Annotated in this window: 11 protein-coding genes and 2 pseudogenes; 8 read left to right on the top strand and 5 right to left on the bottom strand. The window is 67.3% G+C overall.

The annotated features are described in order from the left end of the window. Positions 1–80: 80 nt before the first annotated feature. Positions 81–3,473 carry an ankyrin repeat domain-containing protein gene (locus tag ALSL_RS01780; protein ID WP_126536092.1) on the bottom strand — a complete coding sequence of 1,131 codons (3,393 nt, stop codon included), beginning with the start codon at positions 3,471–3,473 and terminating at the stop codon, positions 81–83. 131 nt (positions 3,474–3,604) lie between these two features. After that, entirely contained in the window at positions 3,605–3,907 is a 303-nt protein-coding gene (locus ALSL_RS01785) for a YcgL domain-containing protein (RefSeq protein ID WP_126536094.1), read from the bottom strand. Between the two features lie 311 nt (positions 3,908–4,218). Here ALSL_RS01785 and ALSL_RS01790 point away from each other — a divergent pair. The 6 genes and pseudogenes from ALSL_RS01790 to ALSL_RS01820 all read left to right on the top strand — a co-directional run. Beyond that, positions 4,219–4,875, top strand: a pseudogene (locus ALSL_RS01790) (OmpP1/FadL family transporter); the annotation flags it as partial. A 169-nt stretch (positions 4,876–5,044) separates the two neighbouring features. Continuing rightward, a pseudogene (gene adh, locus ALSL_RS01795) lies at positions 5,045–6,433 on the top strand (aldehyde dehydrogenase); the annotation flags it as partial. 143 nt (positions 6,434–6,576) lie between these two features. Continuing rightward, positions 6,577–8,982, top strand: coding sequence for a TonB-dependent receptor (locus tag ALSL_RS13705; RefSeq protein ID WP_231700314.1), 2,406 nt, complete (start codon positions 6,577–6,579; stop codon positions 8,980–8,982). Positions 8,983–9,499: 517 nt separating this feature from the next. Continuing rightward, the gene (locus tag ALSL_RS01810; RefSeq protein ID WP_126536099.1) at positions 9,500–11,200 is read left to right on the top strand and encodes a methanol/ethanol family PQQ-dependent dehydrogenase; all 1,701 of its coding nucleotides are present in this window, start codon (positions 9,500–9,502) and stop codon (positions 11,198–11,200) included. A 14-nt stretch (positions 11,201–11,214) separates the two neighbouring features. Next, a complete protein-coding gene (locus ALSL_RS01815) occupies positions 11,215–12,426 on the top strand; it encodes a c-type cytochrome (RefSeq protein WP_126536101.1) in 1,212 nt (403 codons plus the stop codon). A 7-nt stretch (positions 12,427–12,433) separates the two neighbouring features. Then, complete coding sequence (locus ALSL_RS01820; RefSeq protein WP_126536103.1) at positions 12,434–14,602, top strand: TonB-dependent receptor family protein; 2,169 nt, start codon at positions 12,434–12,436, stop codon at positions 14,600–14,602. A 408-nt stretch (positions 14,603–15,010) separates the two neighbouring features. Here the strand turns inward: ALSL_RS01820 and ALSL_RS01825 are convergent, their stop codons facing one another. The 3 genes from ALSL_RS01825 to putA form a co-directional block, all read right to left on the bottom strand. Beyond that, the gene (locus ALSL_RS01825; RefSeq protein WP_231700268.1) at positions 15,011–16,114 is read right to left on the bottom strand and encodes a glycerophosphodiester phosphodiesterase; all 1,104 of its coding nucleotides are present in this window, start codon (positions 16,112–16,114) and stop codon (positions 15,011–15,013) included. Positions 16,115–16,125: 11 nt separating this feature from the next. Further along, positions 16,126–18,426 carry a TonB-dependent receptor gene (locus ALSL_RS01830; protein ID WP_231700269.1) on the bottom strand — a complete coding sequence of 767 codons (2,301 nt, stop codon included), beginning with the start codon at positions 18,424–18,426 and terminating at the stop codon, positions 16,126–16,128. A 184-nt stretch (positions 18,427–18,610) separates the two neighbouring features. Then, positions 18,611–21,769: a bifunctional proline dehydrogenase/L-glutamate gamma-semialdehyde dehydrogenase PutA gene (gene putA, locus ALSL_RS01835; protein ID WP_126536107.1), complete on the bottom strand. Its 3,159-nt coding sequence runs from the start codon at positions 21,767–21,769 to the stop codon at positions 18,611–18,613. Positions 21,770–21,959: 190 nt separating this feature from the next. On the opposite strand from putA, the gene ALSL_RS01840 reads away from it, so the two are divergent. Together ALSL_RS01840 and coxB are read left to right on the top strand one after the other, a co-directional pair. Beyond that, complete coding sequence (locus tag ALSL_RS01840) at positions 21,960–22,445, top strand: DUF2244 domain-containing protein (protein ID WP_126536109.1); 486 nt, start codon at positions 21,960–21,962, stop codon at positions 22,443–22,445. A gap of 23 nt (positions 22,446–22,468) precedes the next feature. After that, positions 22,469–23,374, top strand: a complete 906-nt coding sequence (gene coxB, locus ALSL_RS01845; protein WP_126536111.1) for a cytochrome c oxidase subunit II — start codon at positions 22,469–22,471, stop codon at positions 23,372–23,374. The last annotated feature ends 8 nt before the right edge of the window (positions 23,375–23,382 follow it).

The raw sequence follows: 23,382 nt of genomic DNA on the forward strand, positions 1-23,382 counted from the left end.
GGGCGATGCGTGCCGCCTCGCCGCGCTCGCGCAGGCAGTGCCGGCAAGGACGCTTTGCGGTGGACTTGATCGATCGCGCGCTATTCGGCCGGCCGCGCCGGCTGGCGCAGCGTCTGCCGTACGCTGGGCGTCGGCGGTGCATGGCGTGCGGCCAGCTCGTGGGCGATGTCGATATACCCGAGCTGACGCGCCACGTCCGCGGCGGTACGGCCGAAGGCGTCGACCGCGGCGCGCTCGGCACCGCGGGCAAGGAGCACCCGCGCCGGGGCGAGCAGGGCATGCATGGCGCAGGCGTGCAGCGGACCGACCCCGCGCCGGTCGGCCCGGCGCAGGTCGGCGCCGGCATCCAGCAGCACCGGCACCAGCGCGCCCAGATGGGTGGGGTCGCCATCGTTGCCCGGCCGCTGGTGCGCGCCGAGCAGCAACAGCAGCGGCGTCATGCCGTCGCTGTCGACGACATCCACCGCGGCGCCGTGCCTGAGCAGCACGTCGAACAAACGGCGCGCGCGCAGGCTGTCGGAGGCTTCGAAGGCGTAGCGGGCGGCGGCATGCAGGGCGGTGTGGCCGGCTTCGTCGGCGGCGGCGAGGTTGGCGCCGGCGGCGAGCAGCCGCTCGACCAGGTCGGCATGGCCCAGGCCCGCCGCCAGGATCAGCGCGGTGGCGCCGCCGGGCAGGCGTTGATCGACCGGTGCGCCGGCCGCGAGCAGGGTATCGACCAGCGCCTCGCGCCGCGCCATCACCGCCGCGGCCAGGGCGCTGACGCCGCGCGTGGAGGTCTGCGCCGGATCGGCGCCGGCGGCGAGCAGACGCACGGCGATGTCGCGATGGCCGGCCCCGGCGGCATGCAGCAGAGCGCTGGCGCCCTGGGCGTCGCGCGTATCGACGGGAAAGCCCAGTTCCAGCAGCCGCTCGACGGCCGGCCCGGCGCCGGCGCGGGCGGCCGCGGGCAGGTCCTCGGCACGCAACGGCCGGCGCGGTCGCGGCCAGTCGCCCCAGTCCAGCCAGCGCTGGACCGCGGCATGTTCGAGCGCCCGGCCGAGCGGTGTCTCGCCGTGCATGTCGGCTGCTTCCGCATCGGCGCCGTGCGCGATCAGTGCGCGCACCAACGGCAGCGCGGCATCGCCGTGGGCGAGCGCCGCCATCAGCGGCGTGCGGCCCCGGGCATCGCGCGCATTGGGGTCGGCGCCGCGTTCGAGCAGGTCCTCGAGCAGCGCCGCCCGACCGAAATGGGCGGCCAGATGCAGCGGCGTGCGGCCATCGGCCTCGGCACCGAAGGCGTCGGCGCCGCGTTCCAGGCAGGCGCGGGTCAGGGCATCGTCGGCGGCCGCGCCCGCACGGGCGAGCAGGCGCGCGAACAGGCCGCCGCCGGCCGGGCTGGCGCCGGCGTCGAGCACCTCCCCGAGCGCCGCGCGCGATGCGGGTAGGCGTTCGAGCAGTGCGTCGAACAACCGCGGACCGTGCGCCCCGTCCATGGCCGGCAAGCGCGCCTCCGCTTGCAGGCCGTGGCGCAGCAGCCATTGCCGTGCCGCGCCGGCGTCCGCGGCGGCCAGCTCCAGGAACAGCCGCGCCAGCGTCTCCTGCGGCCAGCCGCCGACGACGGTGGCGAAGCCTGCCACGGTGGTCCAATGGCCGAAACGCAGCGCATCGAGCAGATGTTCGGCGTCGTGACCGTCCGCGGCCTCGGCCCCATGCGGTTCGGACGGTTGCGGCGCGTGCGGGTCGAGCAAGGCGACCAGATCCCAGCGCCCGGCGGTGGCGGCGTGGTCGCGCGCGCTGCGCCCGTCGGCATCGACCAGCGCAGGATCGGCTCCCCGCGCGATCAGCGCGCCCACCAGCGCGAGGCTGGCGCGCGAGGACTGGCAGGCGAGCGCCAGCGCGTCCTGGCCGCGTCCGTCGCGCGCGCGCGCGTCGGCACCGGCTTCGAGCAGGGCGGCCGCAACGTCGCCGGCGCCGACCGCGGCGGCTTCCATCAGCGCGGTGCGGCCGTGGTCGTCGGTCTGGTTGGGGTCGGCGCCGGCCGCGAGCAGGACGCCGACGATCAGCGCGTGCCCCTCGCCGGCGGCCAACTGCAGCGCGCTGCGGCCCTGGGCGTCGCGCGCATTCACCGCGACGCGGCGTTCGAGCAGCAGGCGCACGCCCTGCGGGTCGTCCTCGGCGATGGTCGCCGCGGCATGCAGCGCCGGTTCGCCACCGGCAGGCATCGGCTGCGCGCCGCGGGCGAGCAGAAAACGCGCCAGGGGCCAGTTGGCGGCCCGGCAGGCGGCGACGAGCGGGGTGACGCCCTCGGCGTCCTGGGCATCGAGCGGTGCACCGGCATCGATCAGCATGGCGGCGATGCCGGCATCCGCGCACAGGGCGGCGCCATGGAGCGGCGTGACGCCCCGCGCATCGGCCAGGGCCGGGTCGGCGCCGTTGCTGAGCAGGGTCAGCACGGCCTCGGCGCGTCCGTGCCAACTGTCGCGGGTGGCGGCGAGCAGGGCGGTGAGACCGCCCGCGGCGGCGTTGACGCGGGCGCCGCGGACGATCAGCGCGCGCAGCAGGCGCGTGTCCGGCAGCAAGGCGGCGAGCACCAGTGCCGAGCGACGGTCGCGCGCGTCCGCGGCCGGCACGGCATCGGGGTCGGCGCCGGCCTCGAGCAAGGCCAGCGCGCGCTCGACGTCACCGCCGCGCGCGGCTTCGAGCAGCGCGGCATCGCGCGCGGCCGGCGCGAGTGCGGCCAGGGCGGCGACCTCCGTCGTGGCGGCCGCCGGCGCCCTGGCTGCGCGTCGCGCCGGCCGCTGCCGCTCGCACAGCAGGGCGCGCAGCGTGCGGTTGGCGATCACCAGACAGCCCACCGGCAGCAGCAGCAGGCCGTAGGCCACCAGCGCCGCGGTGCGCAGCTCGTCGGGCAGCACGCCGTAAAGGCCGGCCAGCACCAGCGCGGTGAAGGCGAGCATGAGGAGCGCCAGCGCGGCCGGCAGGAAATGGGTGAAGAAGCGCTCCTCGCGGGCCAGGTGGCGACCGAAGGCGAGGCTGCGCGCCATCGCGGTGAAGATCCACGAGCCATCGCTCTGGGCGGGATAGGCGTCGTCCCAGACGAACAGCAGCCCGAACGCAGGCCACACCCGCCACAGCGCGACGAGGGCGACGACCAGCGCGGTGGCCAGCGCCAGCGCCGCGCCCAGGCTGGGCGCGCGATGCAGCCACAGCATCGGTCCGGCGATCAGCACGAACAGCAGGGCCACATAGGCGACGAGCAAGACCAGATGCGCCGCGCCGCGCCGCAGCACGGTGCGCAGGAAACGTGGCTCGGGATCGAAGCCGATCGCATGGCAGACCGCCGCCATGGTCAGCGTCTGCGCGGCCAGCAAGGGGATCAGCGTCAGCGGATGCGCACCGAGCGCGGCGATCGCCACCGCGGCCCAGCCGGGCACGAACCAGAGCAGGGCCTGCCACAGGGCAGGACGACGGCGGGGCGATTTGGGCTCGATCATGCGCCCGAGTATAGAAAGCCCGCGCGCGGCGGACGGTAACCTCGCGTTAACGCCGCCGGCACGACGCATGCCGGCGCTGTATCACGTCCGACCGGGTGGGGCGCGCCGGTGCCCGCTCATCCCCGAGAGTTTCAATCCTCGTCGCGGCGCTCGCTCATCGGCGCCTGCCGGGCTCCGGCCAGCATCGGCCCCACCGCCAAGGTCTCGCCCGGCGGCAGCTGCAGATGCCAGCCCTGCTCGCGCAGATGGGCCAGTACGAGGCGGCTGTCCTCGTGCGGCAGCTGGCGGCGCTCGTCGAGATCGACCTCGAGCACGAAACGCAGGTCGCCGAGCAAGAGCGCCAGGGCTTCGGGCAGCACGGTGAAGTCGTCGCGCGCGAGCAGCCACACGTAGGTGTCGCGCTTGTGCTGACTTGCATAGACGTAGCAATGCATGGCGGCTGACTCCGGTGGCATGGTTCGAGCTTATCGACGCGATGTCGCGGTCGAGTGCATAAAATGTTGCAACGATCCTTGCATGGTTTCCGGTTGCTCGGCACAGTGCGCGCACCCGGGCGTCAAACAAGCGTATGAAACCGGTGACGTTGCGTTACGTCCTGCCCAATATCAAGGAGCCTTCCATGTCGCACTTTGCTTCCCATCGTCGGTCGCTGATGTTGACCGCCCTTGCGCTGGCCACCGCCATGGCCCTGCCGCAGGCGGGTCACGCGAGCGCCTTCCAGCTCAAGGAGAACAGTGCCAAGGGCATGGGGCGTGCCTATGCCGGCTCCACCACGGCCGGCGGCGATGCCTCGGTGGTGGTCAACAACCCGGCGGCGATGACGCTGCTGGACGGTACCTATTTCCAGGCCGACTTGAGTGCCGTCAATTTCAGCGCCAAGTTCCACGGCAGCGCGCAGGATGCGCTGGGCCGGCCGATCGGCGGCGGCCTTGGCGGCGATGCGGGCACCACGGTGCCGGTGCCGGCCTTCTTCATCGCCACCAAGATCGCCGACCGCTGGCACCTGGGTCTGGGCTTCAGCGTGCCGTTCGGCTTCAAGACGGACTACGACAACGACTGGGTCGGCCGCTACAACGCGATCAAGTCCAAGTTCCAGTCGCTGGATGCCACCCTGTCGGCCTCCTACGACGTCACCGATGCCTTCACGCTCGGCGTGAGCGCGATCGCGCAGAAGACCTCCGCCGAACTCACCTCGGCGGTCAATTTCAATACGGTGGCGCTGGGCCTGGCACAGCAGGGCGTGCAGGCTGGCGCCTTGCCGCCGGCGTTCCTGCAGCAGGTCGGCCTGCTGGTGCCGCCCGGCAGCGACGGCTACGCCAAGATCAAGGGCGACGACTGGGATTACGGCTGGCAGGTCGGCGCGTTCTGGAAGATCAGCCCGCAGGACCGTCTGGCGCTGAGCTACCGCTCCAAGATCGACCACAAGCTGGACGGCACCGGCAACTTCAAAGTGCCGACCAACGTCGCCGTGTTGCTCGGCAGCCCGCTGGTCGCGCCGCTGCTGGCCGGCGCGGGTGGCGTGCCGTTCACCCACAGCGGCGGCACCGCGGCATTCACCACGCCGGCGGTGCCAGGCGTTCTGCGAGGTGCCGCGTTCGGACAAGGACGACATCGAGGCCGCGCTCGACGCCGCGCACGCGGCCAAGGACGCCTGGGGCAAGACGCCGCCGGCCGAGCGCGCGAACCTCCTCAATCGCATCGCCGACCGCATGCAGGAAAACCTCGCCCTGCTCGCCTATGCCGAGACCTGGGACAACGGCAAGCCGGTGCGCGAGACGCTGAACGCCGACCTGCCGCTGGCGATCGACCACTTCCGCTATTTCGCCGGCTGCATCCGCGCGCAGGAGGGCACGATCGGCGAGATCGACGAGACCACCGTCGCCTACCACTTCCACGAGCCGCTCGGCGTGGTCGGGCAGATCATCCCGTGGAACTTCCCGCTGCTGATGGCGGCCTGGAAGCTCGCCCCGGCGCTCGCCGCCGGCAACTGCGTGGTGCTCAAGCCCGCCGAGCAGACCCCGGTGTCGATCCTGGTCTGGGCGGAACTGGTCGGCGACCTGCTGCCCGCCGGCGTGCTCAACATCGTCAACGGTTTCGGCCTGGAAGCCGGCAAGCCGCTCGCCTCGAGTCCGCGCATCGCCAAGATCGCCTTCACCGGCGAGACCACCACCGGCCGGCTCATCATGCAGTACGCCAGCCAGAACCTGATTCCGGTGACGCTGGAACTCGGCGGCAAGTCGCCCAACGTCTTCTTCGAAGACGTCATGGCCGCGGACGACGACTTCTTCGACAAGGCGCTGGAAGGCTTCGCCATGTTCGCGCTCAACCAGGGCGAGGTGTGCACCTGCCCGAGCCGCGCGCTGATCCAGGAGTCGATCTTCGACCGCTTCATGGAACGCGCGCTGGAGCGGGTCAAGGCGATCCGCCAGGGCAACCCGCTCGACCCGGCGACGATGATCGGCGCGCAGGCATCCTCCGAGCAGCTGGAGAAGATCCTTTCCTACATCGACATCGGCAAGCAGGAAGGCGCCAAGCTGCTGACCGGCGGTGCGCGCACGGTGCTGGAGGGCGAGCTCAAGGACGGCTACTACGTGCAGCCGACCGTGTTCGTCGGCCACAACAAGATGCGCATCTTCCAGGAGGAGATCTTCGGCCCGGTGGTGTCGGTGACCACCTTCAAGGACGAGGCCGAGGCGCTCGCCATCGCCAACGACACGCTCTATGGCCTGGGCGCCGGCGTGTGGAGCCGCAACATCAACACCTGCTATCGCATGGGCCGTGGCATCCAGGCCGGCCGGGTGTGGACCAACTGCTACCACGCCTATCCCGCGCATGCGGCCTTCGGCGGCTACAAGCAGTCGGGCATCGGCCGCGAGACGCACAAGATGATGCTCGACCACTACCAGCAGACCAAGAACCTCCTGGTCAGCTACTCGCCCAAAAAGCTCGGGTTTTTCTGAGCACCATGCGGCCGTTTGCCCCTTCAATGGACATCCCAGTCACACGCCAGATGCAATGCCGGAACCGACAGGCAGGGGACGAGGGCAACCGCACGCCACACACGGCGGCATGTCGCGTGATGCGACATGCCCGTGGCGGTATCTTGTCCGGATACTGGCTGGAACGCCCCGTCGCGCTGGTCGACAAAGCGGTCGTGCTGCTGTCCGCGATGCTGCTGCCGTGTGTGGCCCTGGCCGACCAGCCGGTGCAGCAGTTGGGCGAAGTCGTGGTGGTCGGCGTGACACCGTTGCCGGGGTTGGGCGTTCCGCTGGCGCAGATGCCGCTTAACGTGCAGGTCGCGCAGGCCGACGATCTGGTACAGATCCACGGCCAGTCGATCACCGACCTGCTGCAGCGGGATTTCCAGGGCGTCAACCTGACGCAGTCGCAGGGCAATCCGTGGCAGGCCAACCTGTATTTCCACGGCTTCACGCTGTCGCCGCTGCAGGGTTCGCCCTCGGGCATGTCCATCTACTTCGATGGCGTGCGTCAGAACGAGCCGTTCGCCGAGACGATGAACTGGGATGCGATTCCCGATTTCGCCATCCGCAATCTTGCCCTGATCCCCAGTTCCAACCCGCTGTATGGACTCAACACGCTGGGCGGCGCCCTGGTGCTGACCAGCAAGAGCGGTTTCACCGATCCAGGCGGCTCGTTCGATGTGTCTGGCGGCTCGTGGGGCCGCATTCAGGCCGACGCAGACTTCGGCGCGCACGGCCACACGCTGGGCATCTACGCCGGCGTGGGCAGCGACTACGAAAGTGGCTGGCGCGACCATTCGTCTAGCCGGGTGCAGCAAGGCTTCGTGCGGCTTGACTGGCATCCTGACGACGCCACCGCGGTCGCGCTGAGTTGGCTGGGCTCGCACGGCCGGCTGTTCGGCACCCAGACCATTCCGGTCGAGTGGGCCGACACGCCGAAAACTGCTTTCACCTGGCCGGACTATTTCACCGACAACCTCAACCAGTTCACCTTGCGCGGCACGCGCGAGCTGGGCGGCGGCTGGTCGCTGCAGGCGTCAGCCTACCTGCGTATCTCGCAAAGCCGAAGCTTCAACAGCAACACCAACGACTACGATGAATATGACCCGGCTCGCGATGGCCCACTGGGCTACACCGCGAACGGGCCGTTCGATCCGGATTCGGTCGGCCAGTATTACTACTCTGGATTGACACCGGCCTACGACCCCAGCAACCCAGGCGCGACGATCAACAACGTGCCGGCCTCTAACGTGCTTGGCAACGTGCACACGCGCGGCTATGGCAGCTCGCTGCAGGTGGTGGACGACGGGCAGCTGGGCAGCCACGACAATCGCTTCACCATGGGCGTCAGCCTCGACGCCGGCAGCAGCCGTTTCACCCAGTATGGCCAGCCGGCCTATTTTCCCTACGACATCGCATGGCGCGGCGACAGCATCGGCTTGCTGCCTTTCGCGTTCGACCCGATGACGGCGGCCGACACTGGCACACGCAGTTACGGCTTGTATTTCCTCGACGTGCTGGCGTTGACCGATGCCGTACACGTCAGCGCCGGCGCCCGCTACGACCACAGCCGGGTCGTCGTGAGCGACCTTTCGGGCGACGAGCCAAACATCAATGGACGCAACAGCTTCCACCGCTTCAATCCCAGTCTGGGCGTGACCTGGGCGCTGACACCCACCTTCGGTGCCTACCTCAACTACGACGAGGGTATGCGTACACCCACGCCGATCGAGCTGGAGTGCGCCGATCCGGCCGCGCCCTGTGCGTTGCCAAATGATTTCACCGGAGACCCGCCGCTGAAGCCGGTGATTGCGCACACGTTGGATGGCGGCCTGCGAGGCACGCTGGACGACGGTCGGCTGCACTGGAACGTCTCGCCGTATTACAGCCGCGTCACCAACGACATCCTCACCATCTACACAGGCGGCAGTTCGCGGGGCTATTTCGCTAACGTCCCGAAGACGGTGCGCAAGGGCGTCGATCTCGGCCTCGGCGGTCAGCTCGGCCAGCTCGAATGGCAGTTCAACTACAGCTTGGTCGACGCCACCTACGGTGCCTCATTCGATGAGCAGAGTGGCGACAACTCCAGCGCCGATGACGACGGTGTGATCCGGGTGCGCAGCGGCAACCGTATCCCCGGGATCCCGCGGCACATGGCCACGCTGGCCGGTCAATACCATTTCACGCCGCGGTGGTCGCTTGGCGCCAACCTGCGCGCCTATTCGAGCCAATACGGGACGGGCGATGAGAATAACCAGGACGTGCACGGCCCGCTGCCCGGCTACGCGCTGCTTGATCTCGACCTGCACTGGCATCCAGTGCCGAAGCTCACGCTGTTCGTGCAGGTGCAGAACGTATTCGACCGGCATTACTTCGTCAGCGGTCAGCTCGGCCACGACGTGTTCGATACGCCGCAGCGGCTGATCGACGTCGATGGCCCGGGCACTTCGACCCAATTCGTGGCGCCGGGCGCGCCGCGCGCCTGGTTCGCTGGTTTCCAGTACGACTTCGGCTCGGGGCGCGACTGATGCCGAGCCTGGGTCCACGTCATCGTCACATTGGCGGCTATGACCGGGCACGGTGCGCTTTGTCGTAGGGCACGGCGGCGTCGGCATCACCAGCGGCTCAGCCAAGGCAACGCCGCAACCACGCGGGGGAGAATCACCGATGAATCACGAGACGGCATCACCACGGCAACATCAACAGCACTTCCGGTCGCGGCATTGGCATTACCGACGACGATCAAGGTCGGGCATGCGGTATCAACCACCTGCCGCAAGGCATCTGCGCGGCGACCAGCAAGCTCAAGCCAGTCCTCAGCCGCAACCGCGACGATCTATCCGAGAGTTCGTACACCAAATCCAACGGCGGCGTCACCGCCGGTATTACGCGCTCACCAAGAGCGTGACGCTCAGCATCGAGCTTTCGCAAACCCGTTCCCGCTCCTACGGCGAGACCGACCACCCCAGACAGAGCGACGCCTCAGCTGGCGGCAGCCTGTTCTTCTGACCTGCACTGCAACCTGCGCACGAGAGAGGAATCGACATGAAATCACGTTCATGGCATCGACACACCGCATTGTTTGTCGCACTGCTCGCCTTTTCGGGCGGTGCCTTGGCTGCGGATCAATACGAACCGGTGACTAACGCGCGCCTGATGAAGGCCGCCAGTGACCAGGGTTGGCTGATGTATCGCCGCGACTATGCCAGCTCCGGCTATGCGCCTTTCGACCAGATCAACGCATCCAACGTGACCGGCCTCAAGCAGGTCTGGGACTACCAGACCGGTTTCCAGCAGGGCCACGAGGCGCCGCCGGTGGTCAATGGCAACTACATGTTCATCACTACGCCCAAGGACGAACTGCTCGCCTTCGAGGCCAGCAGCGGCAAGCTGTTATGGAAATACCAGCATGATCTTTCGCACGTCGGCCTGAAAACGGTTTGCTGCGACGTGGTCAATCGTGGCGTCGCGCTATATGACAAAAACGTCTACATGGCCACGCTGGACAACCGGGTGGTGGCGCTGGATGCGAAGACCGGCAAGGTGCAATGGAGCAAGCAGCTGATGGATCCAGACTTGGGCTATGCGATGACGCTGGCGCCGCTGATATTGCAGGGCAAGGTCATCGTCGGCGAATCCGGCGGCGAGTATGGCGCACGTGGCTTCATCGAAGCGCTGGACGCGAAGACCGGCCATCAGGTGTGGCGGCGTTACACCATCCCGGCGCCGGGCGAACCTGGTGGTGAAACCTGGCCCAAAGGCGCCTATAAGACCGGCGGCGGTGGGGCCTGGCTCACTGGCAGCTATGACGAGGTCACCGACACGCTGTTCTGGGGCGTGGGCAATCCCAGCCCGTGGCTGGCCAAGCTGCGCCCGGGCGATAATCTCTACACCGATTCGGTGCTGGCGCTGGATCCAGCCACCGGAAAGATCAAGTGGCACTTCCAGTACACGCCACATGACACTTGGGATTACGACGGCACCAATGAGACGGTGCTCACCGACATCAACTATCAGGGCAAGTCCTACAAGGCGATTGTCAGCGCCAGCCGCAACGGTTGGTTCTATGCCATCGATCGCACCAACGGCAAGCTGATCTACGCGAAGAAATTCGCCACGGCCACCTCGGTCACGGGTGTCAAGGATGGCCGGATGGTCACCGATGCTTCGTTGTATCCCGACGTGGACAAGGAGATCTTCACTTGCCCAAGTTTCCTGGGCGGCAAGAACTGGTGGCCGATCTCGGTCGACCCGCAGACCCACATGGCCTACGTGCCGACCCTGCACTCCTGCATGACCATGAAGGGGACCACTGTCGGCTACAAGGCCGGCCTGCCGTTCCTGGGCGAGACCTTCAACGTGGTAGCCGACCCGGCGTTCAAAGACACCTGGGGGGCGGTGCAGGCCATCGACGTCAACACCGGCGATCAGGTGTGGAACTTCCCGTCCAAGCTGCCATGGAACAGCGGCATGCTGACCACGGCCGGTGGTCTGGTGTTCTCCGGCGGTGCGGACGGCCATCTGTACGCGTTCGATGCCAAGACTGGCAAGGTGCTTTGGAAGAGTCCGGAACTTTCCTCGGGCATCGAAGGGGTGCCGAGCACCTGGGTGGTCGACGGTAAGCAATACGTGGGTGTGTATGCCGGCTGGGGCGGCGCCACCCCGATCTGGGGCGGTGACATGGCCAAGGATCCGGCAGTCGCCAACATCCCAACCGGCGGCCATTTGTACGTCTTTTCACTTTGAGCAGAACTTGGACCATGAAACAACATTCTTTGCGTTGTTCTCTGTGGAAAGGAGTCCTCGCAATCGCCGCCGTACTCGTGTACGGCGGCACCGCGAGAGCCGCCGATGTGACCCTGTGCGTGGACAAGAGCAGTCCCAGCGCACCCATGGATCGACGCCTCGCCGAAGCCGTCGCGCAGCACGAAGGCGCGGTGCTGAATCTGCACTATTTCGACGGTAGCGGGGATGACGATGGTTTCGACATGGGGGATTTCGTCAAGTTGGCCGCGCACTGCGACCTGGTGCTCGGTTTCCCGGTCGATGCCGACGCCCGCAGTGTCCCATCTGGTCTGCGGATGACCGAACCCTATGGCCATACTGGCTTCGTACTGGTCACGCCACACGGTCGTGCGCATGGTTCGCTGGCGCAGTTGCCCCCGGGCACCAGAGTGGCCGTTACCTACCAGACCATACCCAACCTCTACTTCGCCGATCATCCCGGCCTGCAGGCGGATGTCGAACTGAGCGATACCGCATCACTGCAGGCACTGCAAACCGGCAAGGTCGACGCGGCCATGCTTTGGCAACCGACCGTGGCAAGTTACTTGGCCGCGCATGATCTTGCCCGTCGCTACGACGTGCACGAGTTGAACGAACCCCACGCGCGCTTCAACCTGGTGGCGCTCTATGACGAAGCGCACGCGGCGGAGGCACGACGCTTCGAACTGGCGGTGGCGAAGATGGCCGCTTCGGGCGAACTGGCGCGTACGCTGGCGCCCTACGCGCAAGCCGGTAGTGCGACGCCGGACCGGCGCGCCGGGATGACCGTGAATCCGTGGCGGCACACGGCCAGCCGTACCTGCGATGCGACCAGGGGCAAAGGTAATAAAAGCAAGGGCAAGGGCCATCTTCCGGCGCTGTACACCCAGGCACAGGCGGATAGTGGCAAGCAGAAGTTTCTGGATAACTGCTCGCGCTGTCATGGCCGTGACCTCGCCGGCATAGCCGGGCCTGCGCTGAAGGGGCCGAACTTCGCTTCGCCCTCCATGCACTTCACCGTCGGTGACATATTCACCATCGTGTCGCAGAACATGCCTGCGACCCAGCCGGGCAGCCTGCCGCAGCAGGACTACGTGGAGATCATGGCCTTCCTGCTGCAACAGAACGGCTATCCGGCCGGCTCCACACCGTTGACCTACGAAGCTGCAAAGCAGTCGAAGGCGAACTTCGTCTATCACGGGGATTGAGGGAGAAATGCTGCCGCATGGGTTCAACGCCGCAGTGCCGCAGGCCAGCACCGGCTGCCGGCTCGCGCTGGCGATATCGGTGCTGGCATCGGGCGTCGGCGTGGCGCGTCAGGGCGACGCCCAGGACGCCGCGCCCGCGACCATGCCCGTGGTGCAGGTGAATGCGAGCCGGCTGCGTGTTGATCCACGCGACGTGCCGGCTGCGCTCAGTGTTGTTGAAGTGAACCCGGCGCAGGCCGGGCAACCCGGCGTGAACTTATCCGAGGTGCTGGTCGGCGTGCCAGGCGTGCTGGCGCGCGACCGGCAGAACTACGCACAGGACGAGCAGTTCTCGATACGCGGCTTTGGTGCGCGCTCGACCTTCGGCGTGCGCAGCATGCGCCTGTTCATCGATGGCATCCCCGCCACCCTGCCGGACGGGCAGGGGCAGGTTTCCAACTTCGTCCTCAACATGGGTGGACGGCTGGAAGTGTTGCGTGGGCCGTTCTCGGTGCTCTATGGCAATGCCGCTGGCGGCGTGGTGCAGCTGTGGACCGCACAGGGCACGGCGGTGCCGCAGACCACGCTGAGTGTGTACGCTGGCAGTTACGACAGCTTTCGCTACAGCGCCGACATGCGCGGCATGCTCGGCAGCCTGGACTACAACGTGGCGGCCGGTCAGTTCCTCTCCGGTGGTTACCGTGCGCACAGCCGTGTCAATCGGCAGTCGGCGCACGCGCGCTTCGGTATCCCACTGGGTGCGCAGCGCAAGCTCACCGTGGTGCTTGACCGCTTCGACCAGCCGCGTGCGGGCGACCCAATGGGGCTCACACGCGCGCAGCTTGATGCCGACCCGCGCCAGGCTTCGCCGGCTGCGCTGCAGTACAACACCCGCAAAAGCATTCTGCAGAACCAGCTGGGCCTGTTGTACGACCAGGTATTTGATGACGCCGATCGGCTGCATGTCGCCGGGTATTTCGGCCGGCGCGACATCCTGCAGTATCAGTCCATCCCTAAGGCCACGCAGGCCAATCCCTTACAGCCCGGTGGTGTGGTGGCGCCCGACACCAACTACGGCGGCCTCGACCTGCGCTTGACTCACGATGGCGAGTTTCTCGGCCGTGACAGCGAGTTCGTGTTCGGTGGCGGCGGCGATGCGCAGTGGCAGCGCCGTCGCGGTTACCAGAACTTTGTCGGCAACGCACTGGGTGTGAAGGGAGCGTTGCGTCGCGACGAGAAGGACGATGTCGACAACCTCGACGTCTATGCACAGTGGTACTGGTATTTCGCCGAACACTGGTCGCTGCTATTGGGTATGCGCCACGATAAGGTGCATTTCAACGAGCACGATTTCTACATCACGGCGAAAAACCCAGACGACAGCGGACACGTCGATTATTCGGCCACGACGCCAGTGCTGGGCATATTGTTCCATCCGCGCGACAACGTGCAGCTCTACGCGAGCTTCGGCCGCGGCTTCGAGACGCCCACCTACAATGAACTTGGCTATCGCAGCGACGGCCAGCCCGGGCTGGCATTCAACCTGCGAGCCTCGCGCAGCCTCAATAAGGAGGTGGGCGCAAAGTGGCAGCCCACGACAGCGTTGGACGTGGAGCTGGCCGCCTTCCGCGCTGATACACGCGACGAGCTGGCCGTGGCCACCAATCAAAACGGACGCTCTACTTACCAAAACGTCGGTGCCGCGCGCCGGCAGGGCGTCGAGCTGTCGGCAAACGGCACGCTTGCGCCGGAGTGGCAGATCGCAGTGGGTTTCACTCATCTGCAGGCGGTGTTCCGCAGCGGTTTCCTCACCTGCACCACCACACCGTGCGCGGCGCCCTCCACGCCGATACCGTCCGGCTCACGTATCCCGGGCGTGCCAGAAAACTACGGCTCGCTGCGCTTGCAACACGGCGCAACCCTGGGCTGGCGCGAGGGCGTTACGCTCACCGGCATCGGCAGCGTGATGGCCAATGACACGAACACGGCCCGCGCCGCCGGCTACGGCCTGATAGGCGCGGACGTCACCTATGCGTTCGCGCTGGGTGCCTCGGCCCACCTGCAGTTGAGCGGCCGTATCGACAACCTCGCCGACCGCCGTTACGTGGGCACGGTCATCGTCAACGACAGCAACGGTCGCTATTACGAACCCGGTCCTGGCCGCAGTTACATGCTGGGCGCGCAACTGACCTTCTGAAGGGCGCCGTAGGAGAGCTTCGCCATGCCACGCAATCACCCCGGCCGCGTCGTGGCCACGCCGGCCGCCGCAGAGCGCCTGCGCCCATCTCACGGCCCGCTGTTGTTCACCAACCCGGCGGATGCTGCGACTCTTCGCGCGGGCTGGCGGCACCGCGTGGGTTAATGGATGGGAATGGGCAATGGCCTCGCGACCATTGCGATCAAGCTATGCGGATCTTGTGATGAAGCGATGACTGGAGTGTTTCAAGAAAAGACGTTTAGACGTCTACACGCAGACATCGTTAATACACGATAGGCGTAGATCCGCCCCTTCAGGGGCGGATGGCTGTATGAGGCAGCTGTCGCCGGGGTTGCGCTGTCCTGCCTTGAAGGCCGCGCGATAGCGGTGAAGAAGCCCCGAAAAAAATCAACCGCCGTCCACTGCGCGCCGACCGGCGGCCGGGTCGTCAGTGAAGAAGGCATCGATGCCGGCGTCGAGATAGGCGCGGATCTGGGCCGCCAGGCCATCGGCGTTGTAGGTGCGCGGGTCGCTGCCCTTCCAGAAATCCTTGGCCAGAAAATAATTCTCTGGACGGAAGGTGTACGGATGCACTTCCAGCCCCGCGGCGTGCGCATCGTGCACCAGCGTGGTAGGCGCGCCCAGCATGCCGTCGGTGCGATAGGGGATGATCGCGTGGTAGTCCGGGCCGATGGCGTCGGCGTACCGCGCGATCTCGCGCAGTCCCGCCGGCGTCAGCATCTGCGCGTAAGTGAGTGTGCCGCCCGCGGCGGCGACGTCGGCCGGTCGTTTGCCCGGCTCGTCGATCAGTTGCAGCAGGCGGATGTTGGGATGGTCCTTGCCCAGCTTGTCGTACAGGTATTTCAGGTTGCCGATCTCGAACGACTGGATTTCCACCGGCGCGTGACGTGTGTAGGCATGCGCGGCGAGCGCGGCGAGCACTTTGTCTTCCATCGCCAAGCCGCGTGCGGCGAAGTAAGTGCCGTGCTTGATCTCCGGAATGATGCCGATGACGCGATCGCGCGCGGCCGACTCGGCGGCGACGAAGTCGATGAACTCATCGAAGGTGACCAGCTGGAACGCGCCGTCGTAGCGCGTGCCGCGCAGTTGCGGCAGGCGTTCACGCGCCCGCAGCGTCTTGAGTTCGTCCAGCGTGAAGTCCTCGGTGAACCAGCCGCTCACCGTTTCGCCGTCCACCGTGCGCGTGGTCTTGCGCGCGGAAAATTCGGGGTGTTGCGCGACGTCGGTGGTCGAGCCGATCTCGTTCTCGTGGCGGATCAGCAGCACGCCGTCCTTGCTGGAGACGAGATCGGGCTCGACGAAGTCGGCGCCGTCCGCGATCGCCTTGGCGTAGGAGGCCAGCGTGTGCTCGGGGCGCAAGGCACTGGCGCCGCGATGGCCGATCACCGACACCTGCGCGGCCAGCGGTCGTTCGTGCGCGGTCAGGCTGATCGGCAAGGCGAGGGCTCCGGCAACCAGGGGCAGCGCGACGAGCCGCCGCGCGGCTTGCATGAGACGTTCCATCAGAACTTGGCCTCCAGGGTGAGGAAACTCTGCCGCGGCGCGCTGGCATGGAAGGCGAGCTGCCTGCCCTTGGGGTCGCTGTTGGCGAAGGCGGTGAGGTTGGATGCGTAGCGTTTGTCGGTGAGATTGCTCACATTGAGGGTGAGGCGGATGTCCCGGGCGAACCAGGCCGCGCCAAAGTCGTAGCCTGCGCCCAGGTCGAACACGGTGAAACCGCCGAAGCCGCGATCATTGGTGTAGGTGTAGTAGCGCTTGCCGGTGTATTTGCCGCGCAGAGAGGCGAACCACGGTCCGAAGCTGTACTGCAGCTCGCTGGCGAAGAGCTTGGTCGGCGTGTCCACCGTATGCCTGCCGCGGGTGGGTACGACCACGCCGTTCTGCACGTAGTTGTTGTCATAGGTGGAGCGGTTGAACGAGGCCGAGTTGTACCACTGGAAGTGCTGCACGGGCTTCCAGATGAAGGTGAGTTCCACGCCGTGGCTGCTCACCGAACCCACGTTGTAGAAGCGTGTGGTGCATTCCGGTGTCGTGCCCTGCTGGATGCTAGGACACGGGTTGAGCGCGAGCAGGCGGTTGTCGAACTTGACCTTGTAGGCCGCGGCCGAGGCCTCGAACTGCGGCTTGACGATGCGCCAGCCACCTTCCAGCGTGCGCGATTGCTCGGGCTTGAGATTGCCGTGGGTGGCATCGAAAGCGCTTTGCGAGACCAGCAGCGGGCCACCGGCGCCGCCGCCCTGGAAAGCGGCGATGTTCTTGGCGAAGGAGAGAAACACCTCCTGTCCGCCGCCCAGCTGATAGCCGAGGCCAAGCTGCGGCAGGAATGCCTTGCCGGCATCGAGGCGTCCGTTGGCCACCGGCGCCTCGTAGGGTCCGGGCGGCTGATGGGCCTGCATGCTGGTGTGCGGGCTCTTGACGCCCAGATCGATGCTCAGGCGATCGTCCAGCAGCTTGATGCTGTCCTGCAGATAAGCCTGGCGGGTGATGATGAGATAAAACTGATCGAACAGCCGACGATTGGGATGGGCGAGGTATTTGTCGTCGTTGATCGGACCGGTGATCCAATAGAAGTTCCGCTGCACCTCGTGGTGGTTGTTCTCGTACCACACACCGCCTTCCAGGTGATGCGCGCCAAGGTTCCACGACAGCGAGGCGATCGCGCCGCTGCGGTTGATCACGTAGTTGGTGCTGCGGATCGAGATGGGCAGCGCCTGCGGCGTACCGGGATAGGAAGCTTGTCCCGGTGCCCACCAGTGGCCCTGGCCGGCGTTCTCGTGGTGGTAGACCTGGGCGTGGGCGGTGAGGCCGTCGGCGGGATAGAAATCGCCGGCAAGGTAGTACAGGTCGTCGCGACGCAGCGCGCGACTCTGGTAGTAGGCATCGTCGATGTTGTCCACGCCGCCGCTGAAGGCGCAGCGCGTGCGGTCGAACGTGGCCGGCGCGCAATAGGCGGCGGCGAGTGCGCGCTGCCAGTCCGGCGCGTACAGGTTCCAGTCCCAGCCGAGCCCGCGCGCCATGCCGCTCTTGGAGAGATAGGCATAGTCCGCCTGCGAGGTGCGCGAGGTATCGGCAAAGCCGGTGAGGCGCCCACCCTCGAACTCATACACCGCCTTGGCGTTGAACTGCTTGGCGGTGGTGGGCGAATACGGCCGGGCCCACATGTCGGCGGTGGCGCGCAGGCCGGAGAGGTACAGCGCAAGGCCGTGCCAGTCGCCGGTATCCAGGCGCAGATAGGTGCGCCGGTTCTGGTCGCTGCCGAAGGTCTGCGCGAAGCGTCCGCCCGCGGTCGTGGCCGGGTCGTCGGAGTAGTACTGGATGGTGCCGCCCAGGTTGCTGGTGGAGGCCGTGCCCAATCCGCCGATGCCTTCGGCCAGCTCGGCGCCGCCGAAGTTCTCCGCGATCAGCGCGCGGTTGATGTTGAGGCCGTTGTAGTTGCCGTAGGCGTTGTCGCCGAGCGGCAGGCCGTCCAGGGTATAGCCCAGGCGCGTGGTGTTGAAGCCGCGCAGGCTGATCGACTGTGACTCCTCGTTGGCGCCGAAGGCGTCGTTGGACTGTACGTTCACGCCGGGCAGACGGTTCAGCACCTTCTGCAGCGATCCGGGCGGCAGGACTCGCACGTCCTGTGCGGTCACCCGCTGCACCTGGCGCGTTTCACCCTGGCCGATCACCGAGACGGCGGCGAGATCCTTGGTCGTGGTCGGTGGGGGCGATGCGGTCGAAGCATCGGTATCGGAGGCCGAGGCGGGCCAGGCGGTGGTCAACAGAACGGCAGCCAGCGCTGCCGCGAGCGGGGACGTACGCACGGATGGGAGCTCCCTGGATAGACTAGACGCCTGCCCGTGGCGAGGCGTCCGCCGATCGTGGTCGGCCCGGATGACATGCGCTTGACGTCGGGATGACAGGACGCCTGCGACGAGGTTGTCCGTCGCAGGCGAGCCGGCTCATTGCGTGGCGCTGCCGTCCCGTGGCGGCGCGGGTGCGAGGGGGTTATTCGCCCAAGGTCAGCAGCGAGGCGTTGCCGCCGGCCGCGGTGGTGTTGATGGTCAGCGTGCGCTCGCTGGCGAAGCGCAGCAGGTAATGCGGGCCGCCGGCCTTGGGCCCGGTGCCGGAGAGTCCTTCGCCGCCGAACGGCTGCACGCCGACCACCGCGCCGATCTGGTTGCGGTTGACGTAGCAGTTGCCCACGCGCGCGTGGCTGCGGATGTATTCCACGGTGTCGTCGATGCGGCTGTGCACGCCCAGCGTCAGGCCGTAGCCGGTGGCGTTGATCTGCTCGATAACCTTGGGCAGGTCCTCGCCCTTCCAGCGGATCACGTGCAGCACCGGGCCGAACACCTCGCGCGTGAGCAGGTCGAGCGCGGGAATCTCGTAGGCGCGCGGCGCGAAGAAGGTGCCGTGCGCGGTCTCGGCCGCATCGAGTGCGACCTCGGCGATCTTCCTCGTGGCTTCGCGGTCCATGCGCGCGGCGTGCTCGACGAGCAGCTTGCGCGCGTCCTCGTCGATCACCGGGCCGACGTCGGTGGACAGCTGGCCCGGGTCGCCCACTTTCAGCTCCGCCATCGCGCCGGCCAGCATGTCGATCACCTTGTCGGCGATGTCCTCCTGCACGAACAGCACGCGTGCGGCCGAGCAGCGCTGGCCGGCGGATTGGAACGCCGAGGCGATCACGTCCTTGACCACCTGCTCGGGCAGCGCGGAGGAGTCGGCGATCATCGCGTTCTGGCCGCCGGTCTCGGCGATCAGCGCGGCGATCGGCGCGTTGCGCGCGGCGAGCGTGCGGTTGATCGCCCAGGCGGTGTCGGTGGAACCGGTGAAGGCCACGCCGGCCACGCGCGGATCGCGGGTCAGCGCGGCGCCGACCACCGCGCCGTCGCCCGGCAGGTACTGCAGCACCTTCGGCGGCACGCCGGCCTCGTGCAGCAGCTTCACCGCGACGTGACCGATCAGACTGGTCTGTTCGGCCGGCTTGGCGATCACGCTGTTGCCGGCGGCGAGCGCGGCCGACACCTGGCCAAGGAAGATCGACAGCGGGAAGTTCCACGGGCTGATGCAGACGAACACGCCGCGGCCGTTCAAGTAGAGCCGGTTGCGCTCGCCGGTCGGGCCGGGCAGTTCCTCCGGCTGACCGAACAGCCGGCGCGCCATGGTCGCGTAGTAGCGCAGGAAATCGACCGCCTCGCGCAGCTCGGCCACGGCGTCGGGCAGGGTCTTGCCGGCCTCGCGCACGCACAGGGCGAGGAACTCGCCGCGCCGCGCCTCCAGGCGGTCGGCGGCTTCCTCGAGGATGGCGGCGCGGCTCGCCGCCGGCAGCCGGTCCCACTCGGGCTGGGCGGCGACGGCGTTGGCCAGCGCCTGGTCCACCAGTGCGGCGTCGGCGCTGACGTAGCTGCCGACCACATCGCGGCGGTCGGCCGGATTGGTCACGGTGACGGCCGCGCCGCCGCCTGCGCCACCCGGCACCAGCGGTGTGGCGTGCCACGGGCCCGGATGGGCGTTGATGGCGGCGGCCAGTGCCTTGAGTTCATTGTCGTCGGCGAAGTTCACGCCCATGGAATTTTTCCGTAAGTCACCGTAGAGATTGACCGGCAGCGGGATGCGCGGATGCGGGATGGAAGCGAAGCTGCGCACTTTCTCGCAGGGATCGGCCACCAGCTCCTCGACCGGCAGGCGCTCGTCGCTGATGCGATTGACGAAACTGGTATTGGCGCCGTTTTCCAGCAGTCGGCGCACCAGGTAGGGCAGCAGGTCCTCGTGCGTGCCGACCGGCGCATACACGCGGCAGGGCACGTCGAGTTTGTCCTTGCCGATCACTTCGGCGTACAGATCGGTGCCCATGCCGTGTAGGCGCTGGAACTCGAACGGCCGCCCGGCGGCCAGGTGATACACCGCGGCGATGGTGTGCGCATTGTGGGTGGCGAACTGTGGATAGATGAGCTCGCTGCCGGCCTCGAACAGCTTGCGCGCACAGGCGAGGTAAGACACGTCGGTGTTCGGCTTGCGCGTGTACAGCGGGTAGCCGGCCAGGCCCTGTTCCTGCGCGCGCTTGATCTCGGCGTCCCAGTAGGCGCCCTTGACCAGCCGCACGTACCAGCGCCGGCCGCTGCTGCGGGCGGTCTCGACCAGCCAGTCGATCACGAACGGCGTGCGCTTGGAATAGGCCTGGATCACGATGCCCAGGCCATTCCAGCCGGCCAGCGAAGGATGGGCGAACACCTCGCCGAGGATGTCGAGCGAGAGCTCCAGCCGGTCGGCCTCCTCGGCGTCCACCGAGAGCGCGATGCCCTGCCGCATGGCCAGCTGCGAGAGTTCGAGCAGTTTTGCCGTGAGCCGGCGCCTGCTCTGCGCGCGCTTGGCCACTTCATAGCGCGGATCGAGCGCGGACAGCTTGACCGAGATCGACGGCGCCTCGGTGTGGTTGGCGAACGGGCCGCGCGCGCCGATGCGTACGATCGCGCGGCGGTAATCCTCCTGGTAGCGCTCGGCGGTGGCGGCGGTGAGCGCCGACTCGCCCAGCATGTCGTAGGAATAGCGGTACATCGCGTATTCCTTCTTCGCGCAGCGGTCCAGCGCCTCGTCGATGGTGCGTCCCATCACGAACTGATGGCCCATGATGCGCATCGCCTGGCGCACGGCCAGGCGGATCGCCGGCTCGCCGGCACGCCCGACCAGGCGCTTGAGTGCGCCGGTGAAGTCGTGGCGCGTCTCCTCGGCGAGGTTGACCAGCTTGCCGGTCAGCATCAGCCCCCACGTCGAGGCGTTGACGAACAGCGACTCGCTGCGCCCCAGATGCTTCTTCCAGTCGGCCTCGCCCAGCTTGTCGCGGATCAGGCGGTCGGCCGTGGCCTTGTCCGGGATGCGCAGCAGCGCCTCGGCCACGCACATCAGCAGCACGCCTTCCTCGCTGGAGAGGTCGTACTGACGCATGAACGACTCGATCGCGCTCTGGTCCTTGGCCCGTTCGCGCACCCGCGTGACCAGCGAGGCGGCCAGGGCGATCACCCGCTCGCGCTCGTGCGCGGGCAGGCTGGCCTGGGCGAGAAGGTCGGTGACCGCCTCGGTTTCGTCGCGCAACCAGGCGGCGGTGATGCGCGCGCGAACGGGCGCGGGATCGGCGGGCAGTTCCGGGATCAGGATGGGCTGGTTCACGGCTCGGGGTAGTGCGGAAAGCATCCGCAAAGGGGCAGGGGCAAAGCCCGCGATTGTACGCCTGCCCTAACGGCATGCGTACCCGCGCCGGCGCGGCGGCTTTTGATCGCAGTCAAGCCACTGCGACATCCTTGCCGCCCGTCTTCCACAGGCCTATCATGCCGCCATTGCCAGGCGTATCCGTGATCCCATGATCGTGCTTCGACCTGCCGACGACGGCCAAACAGCCGTCACGCTTTGGCTGAGGCCGAACCGGGCCTTGAGCCGGCGCGGCATGCGATACCTGATCGGGTGGCTGGTGCTGCTGGTGGCGATGACGGCGGGTCTGGGTGCATGGCAGGGCAATGTGTTCGCTCCGCTGTTCGCCCTGGTGGAGTCGGCGGCCATGATCTGGGCCCTGGGCCTGGCCTGGCGCTCCGGCAACCGCAGCGAGCGCATCACGCTGGACGATGCCTCGCTGGAGGTGCGCAGCCTGCCGGGAAGGCATCGCGCCAGCTTCCAGTCCTACTGGGTGCGGGTGCGGCTGGCACCGGGGCACGACCGCCATCGACTCCTGCTGCGCTCACACGGACGCGAGCTGGAAATCGGCAGTTTCCTCGCCGAGGAGGAGCGTGCCGCGGTGGCGGGAAAACTCAAGCTTCTGCTCGCCGACCGGCAAGGCCCGCCGCGCGGGTAGTCCATACCAAGGGTGCGACACACATGACTTCTGGCGGCATCAGGATCACGGTAGCGGCACTCGCCATGGCCTTGGCCAGCGGCGCTGCATGGGCCAACCCACGGCCGTGGCAGCTCAACATGACCCCGGGCGTGTCCGAGTGGTCGCATTGGCCCTACATGCTCAACAACGTCGCGCTTGGCGTATGCGTGGTCATCGGCCTGCTCGTGTTCGGCGCCATGTTCATTGCCGTGCTGCGCTTTCGCAAGTCGCGCGGCGCCGTGGCCGAGAAGTGGTCGCACAACACCAAGCTCGAGATCGTCTGGACCACGATCCCGGTGCTGATCCTCATCGTGCTCGGCTATCTCGCCACCGGCGGGCTGGTCTCCTTTGCCGACACCACCGGCGCGCAGATGACCATCAAGGTCACCGGCTACCAGTGGAAATGGCGCTACGACTATGTCGATTACCAAGGCAAGCCGGTCGACCGGGTCGGCTTCATGTCGCGCCTGGACCCGTTGAGCGACGAAACCCGCCAGCTGCACTCCGGACTCGATCCGAAGGCGGTGCAGGCCAACGGTGAAAACACCTATCTGCTCGACGTCGATCATCCGCTGGTGGTGCCGGTCAACACCAAGATCCGTTTCGTCATCACCGGCGCCGACGTGATCCATTCCTGGTGGGTGCCGCAGCTGGGCTGGAAGATGGATGCCATTCCCGGCATCGCCAACGCCGCGTGGACCAACATCAAGGAGCCCGGCATCTATCGTGGCCAGTGCGCCGAGCTGTGTGGCCAGGACCACGGCTTCATGCCGATCGTGGTCAAAGCGGTGTCCAAGGCCGAGTTCGAGCAGTGGCTGGCGGCCCAGCAGCAGGCCAAGTCGCCGGCCGATGGCGCGGCGCCGGCCACCGCGCAAGTGTCCGTCGCCCGCGTGGCACCGCAGGGTTGAGTTCTTGA

It is taken from the genome of Aerosticca soli, from assembly GCF_003967035.1.
In the GTDB taxonomy this organism is placed as follows: Bacteria; Pseudomonadota; Gammaproteobacteria; order Xanthomonadales; family Rhodanobacteraceae; genus Aerosticca; species Aerosticca soli.

Excerpts from the sequence above, each read along its gene's own strand:
- ALSL_RS01780 (WP_126536092.1), bottom strand. The coding sequence starts at position 3,473 with ATGATCGAGCCCAAATCGCCCCGCCGTCGTCCTGCCCTGTGGCAGGCC.
- ALSL_RS01785 (WP_126536094.1), bottom strand. The coding sequence starts at position 3,907 with ATGCATTGCTACGTCTATGCAAGTCAGCACAAGCGCGACACCTACGTG.
- ALSL_RS01810 (WP_126536099.1), top strand. The coding sequence starts at position 9,500 with ATGAAATCACGTTCATGGCATCGACACACCGCATTGTTTGTCGCACTG.
- ALSL_RS01815 (WP_126536101.1), top strand. The coding sequence starts at position 11,215 with ATGAAACAACATTCTTTGCGTTGTTCTCTGTGGAAAGGAGTCCTCGCA.
- ALSL_RS01820 (WP_126536103.1), top strand. The coding sequence starts at position 12,434 with ATGCTGCCGCATGGGTTCAACGCCGCAGTGCCGCAGGCCAGCACCGGC.
- ALSL_RS01825 (WP_231700268.1), bottom strand. The coding sequence starts at position 16,114 with ATGCAAGCCGCGCGGCGGCTCGTCGCGCTGCCCCTGGTTGCCGGAGCC.
- ALSL_RS01840 (WP_126536109.1), top strand. The coding sequence starts at position 21,960 with ATGATCGTGCTTCGACCTGCCGACGACGGCCAAACAGCCGTCACGCTT.
- coxB (WP_126536111.1), top strand. The coding sequence starts at position 22,469 with ATGACTTCTGGCGGCATCAGGATCACGGTAGCGGCACTCGCCATGGCC.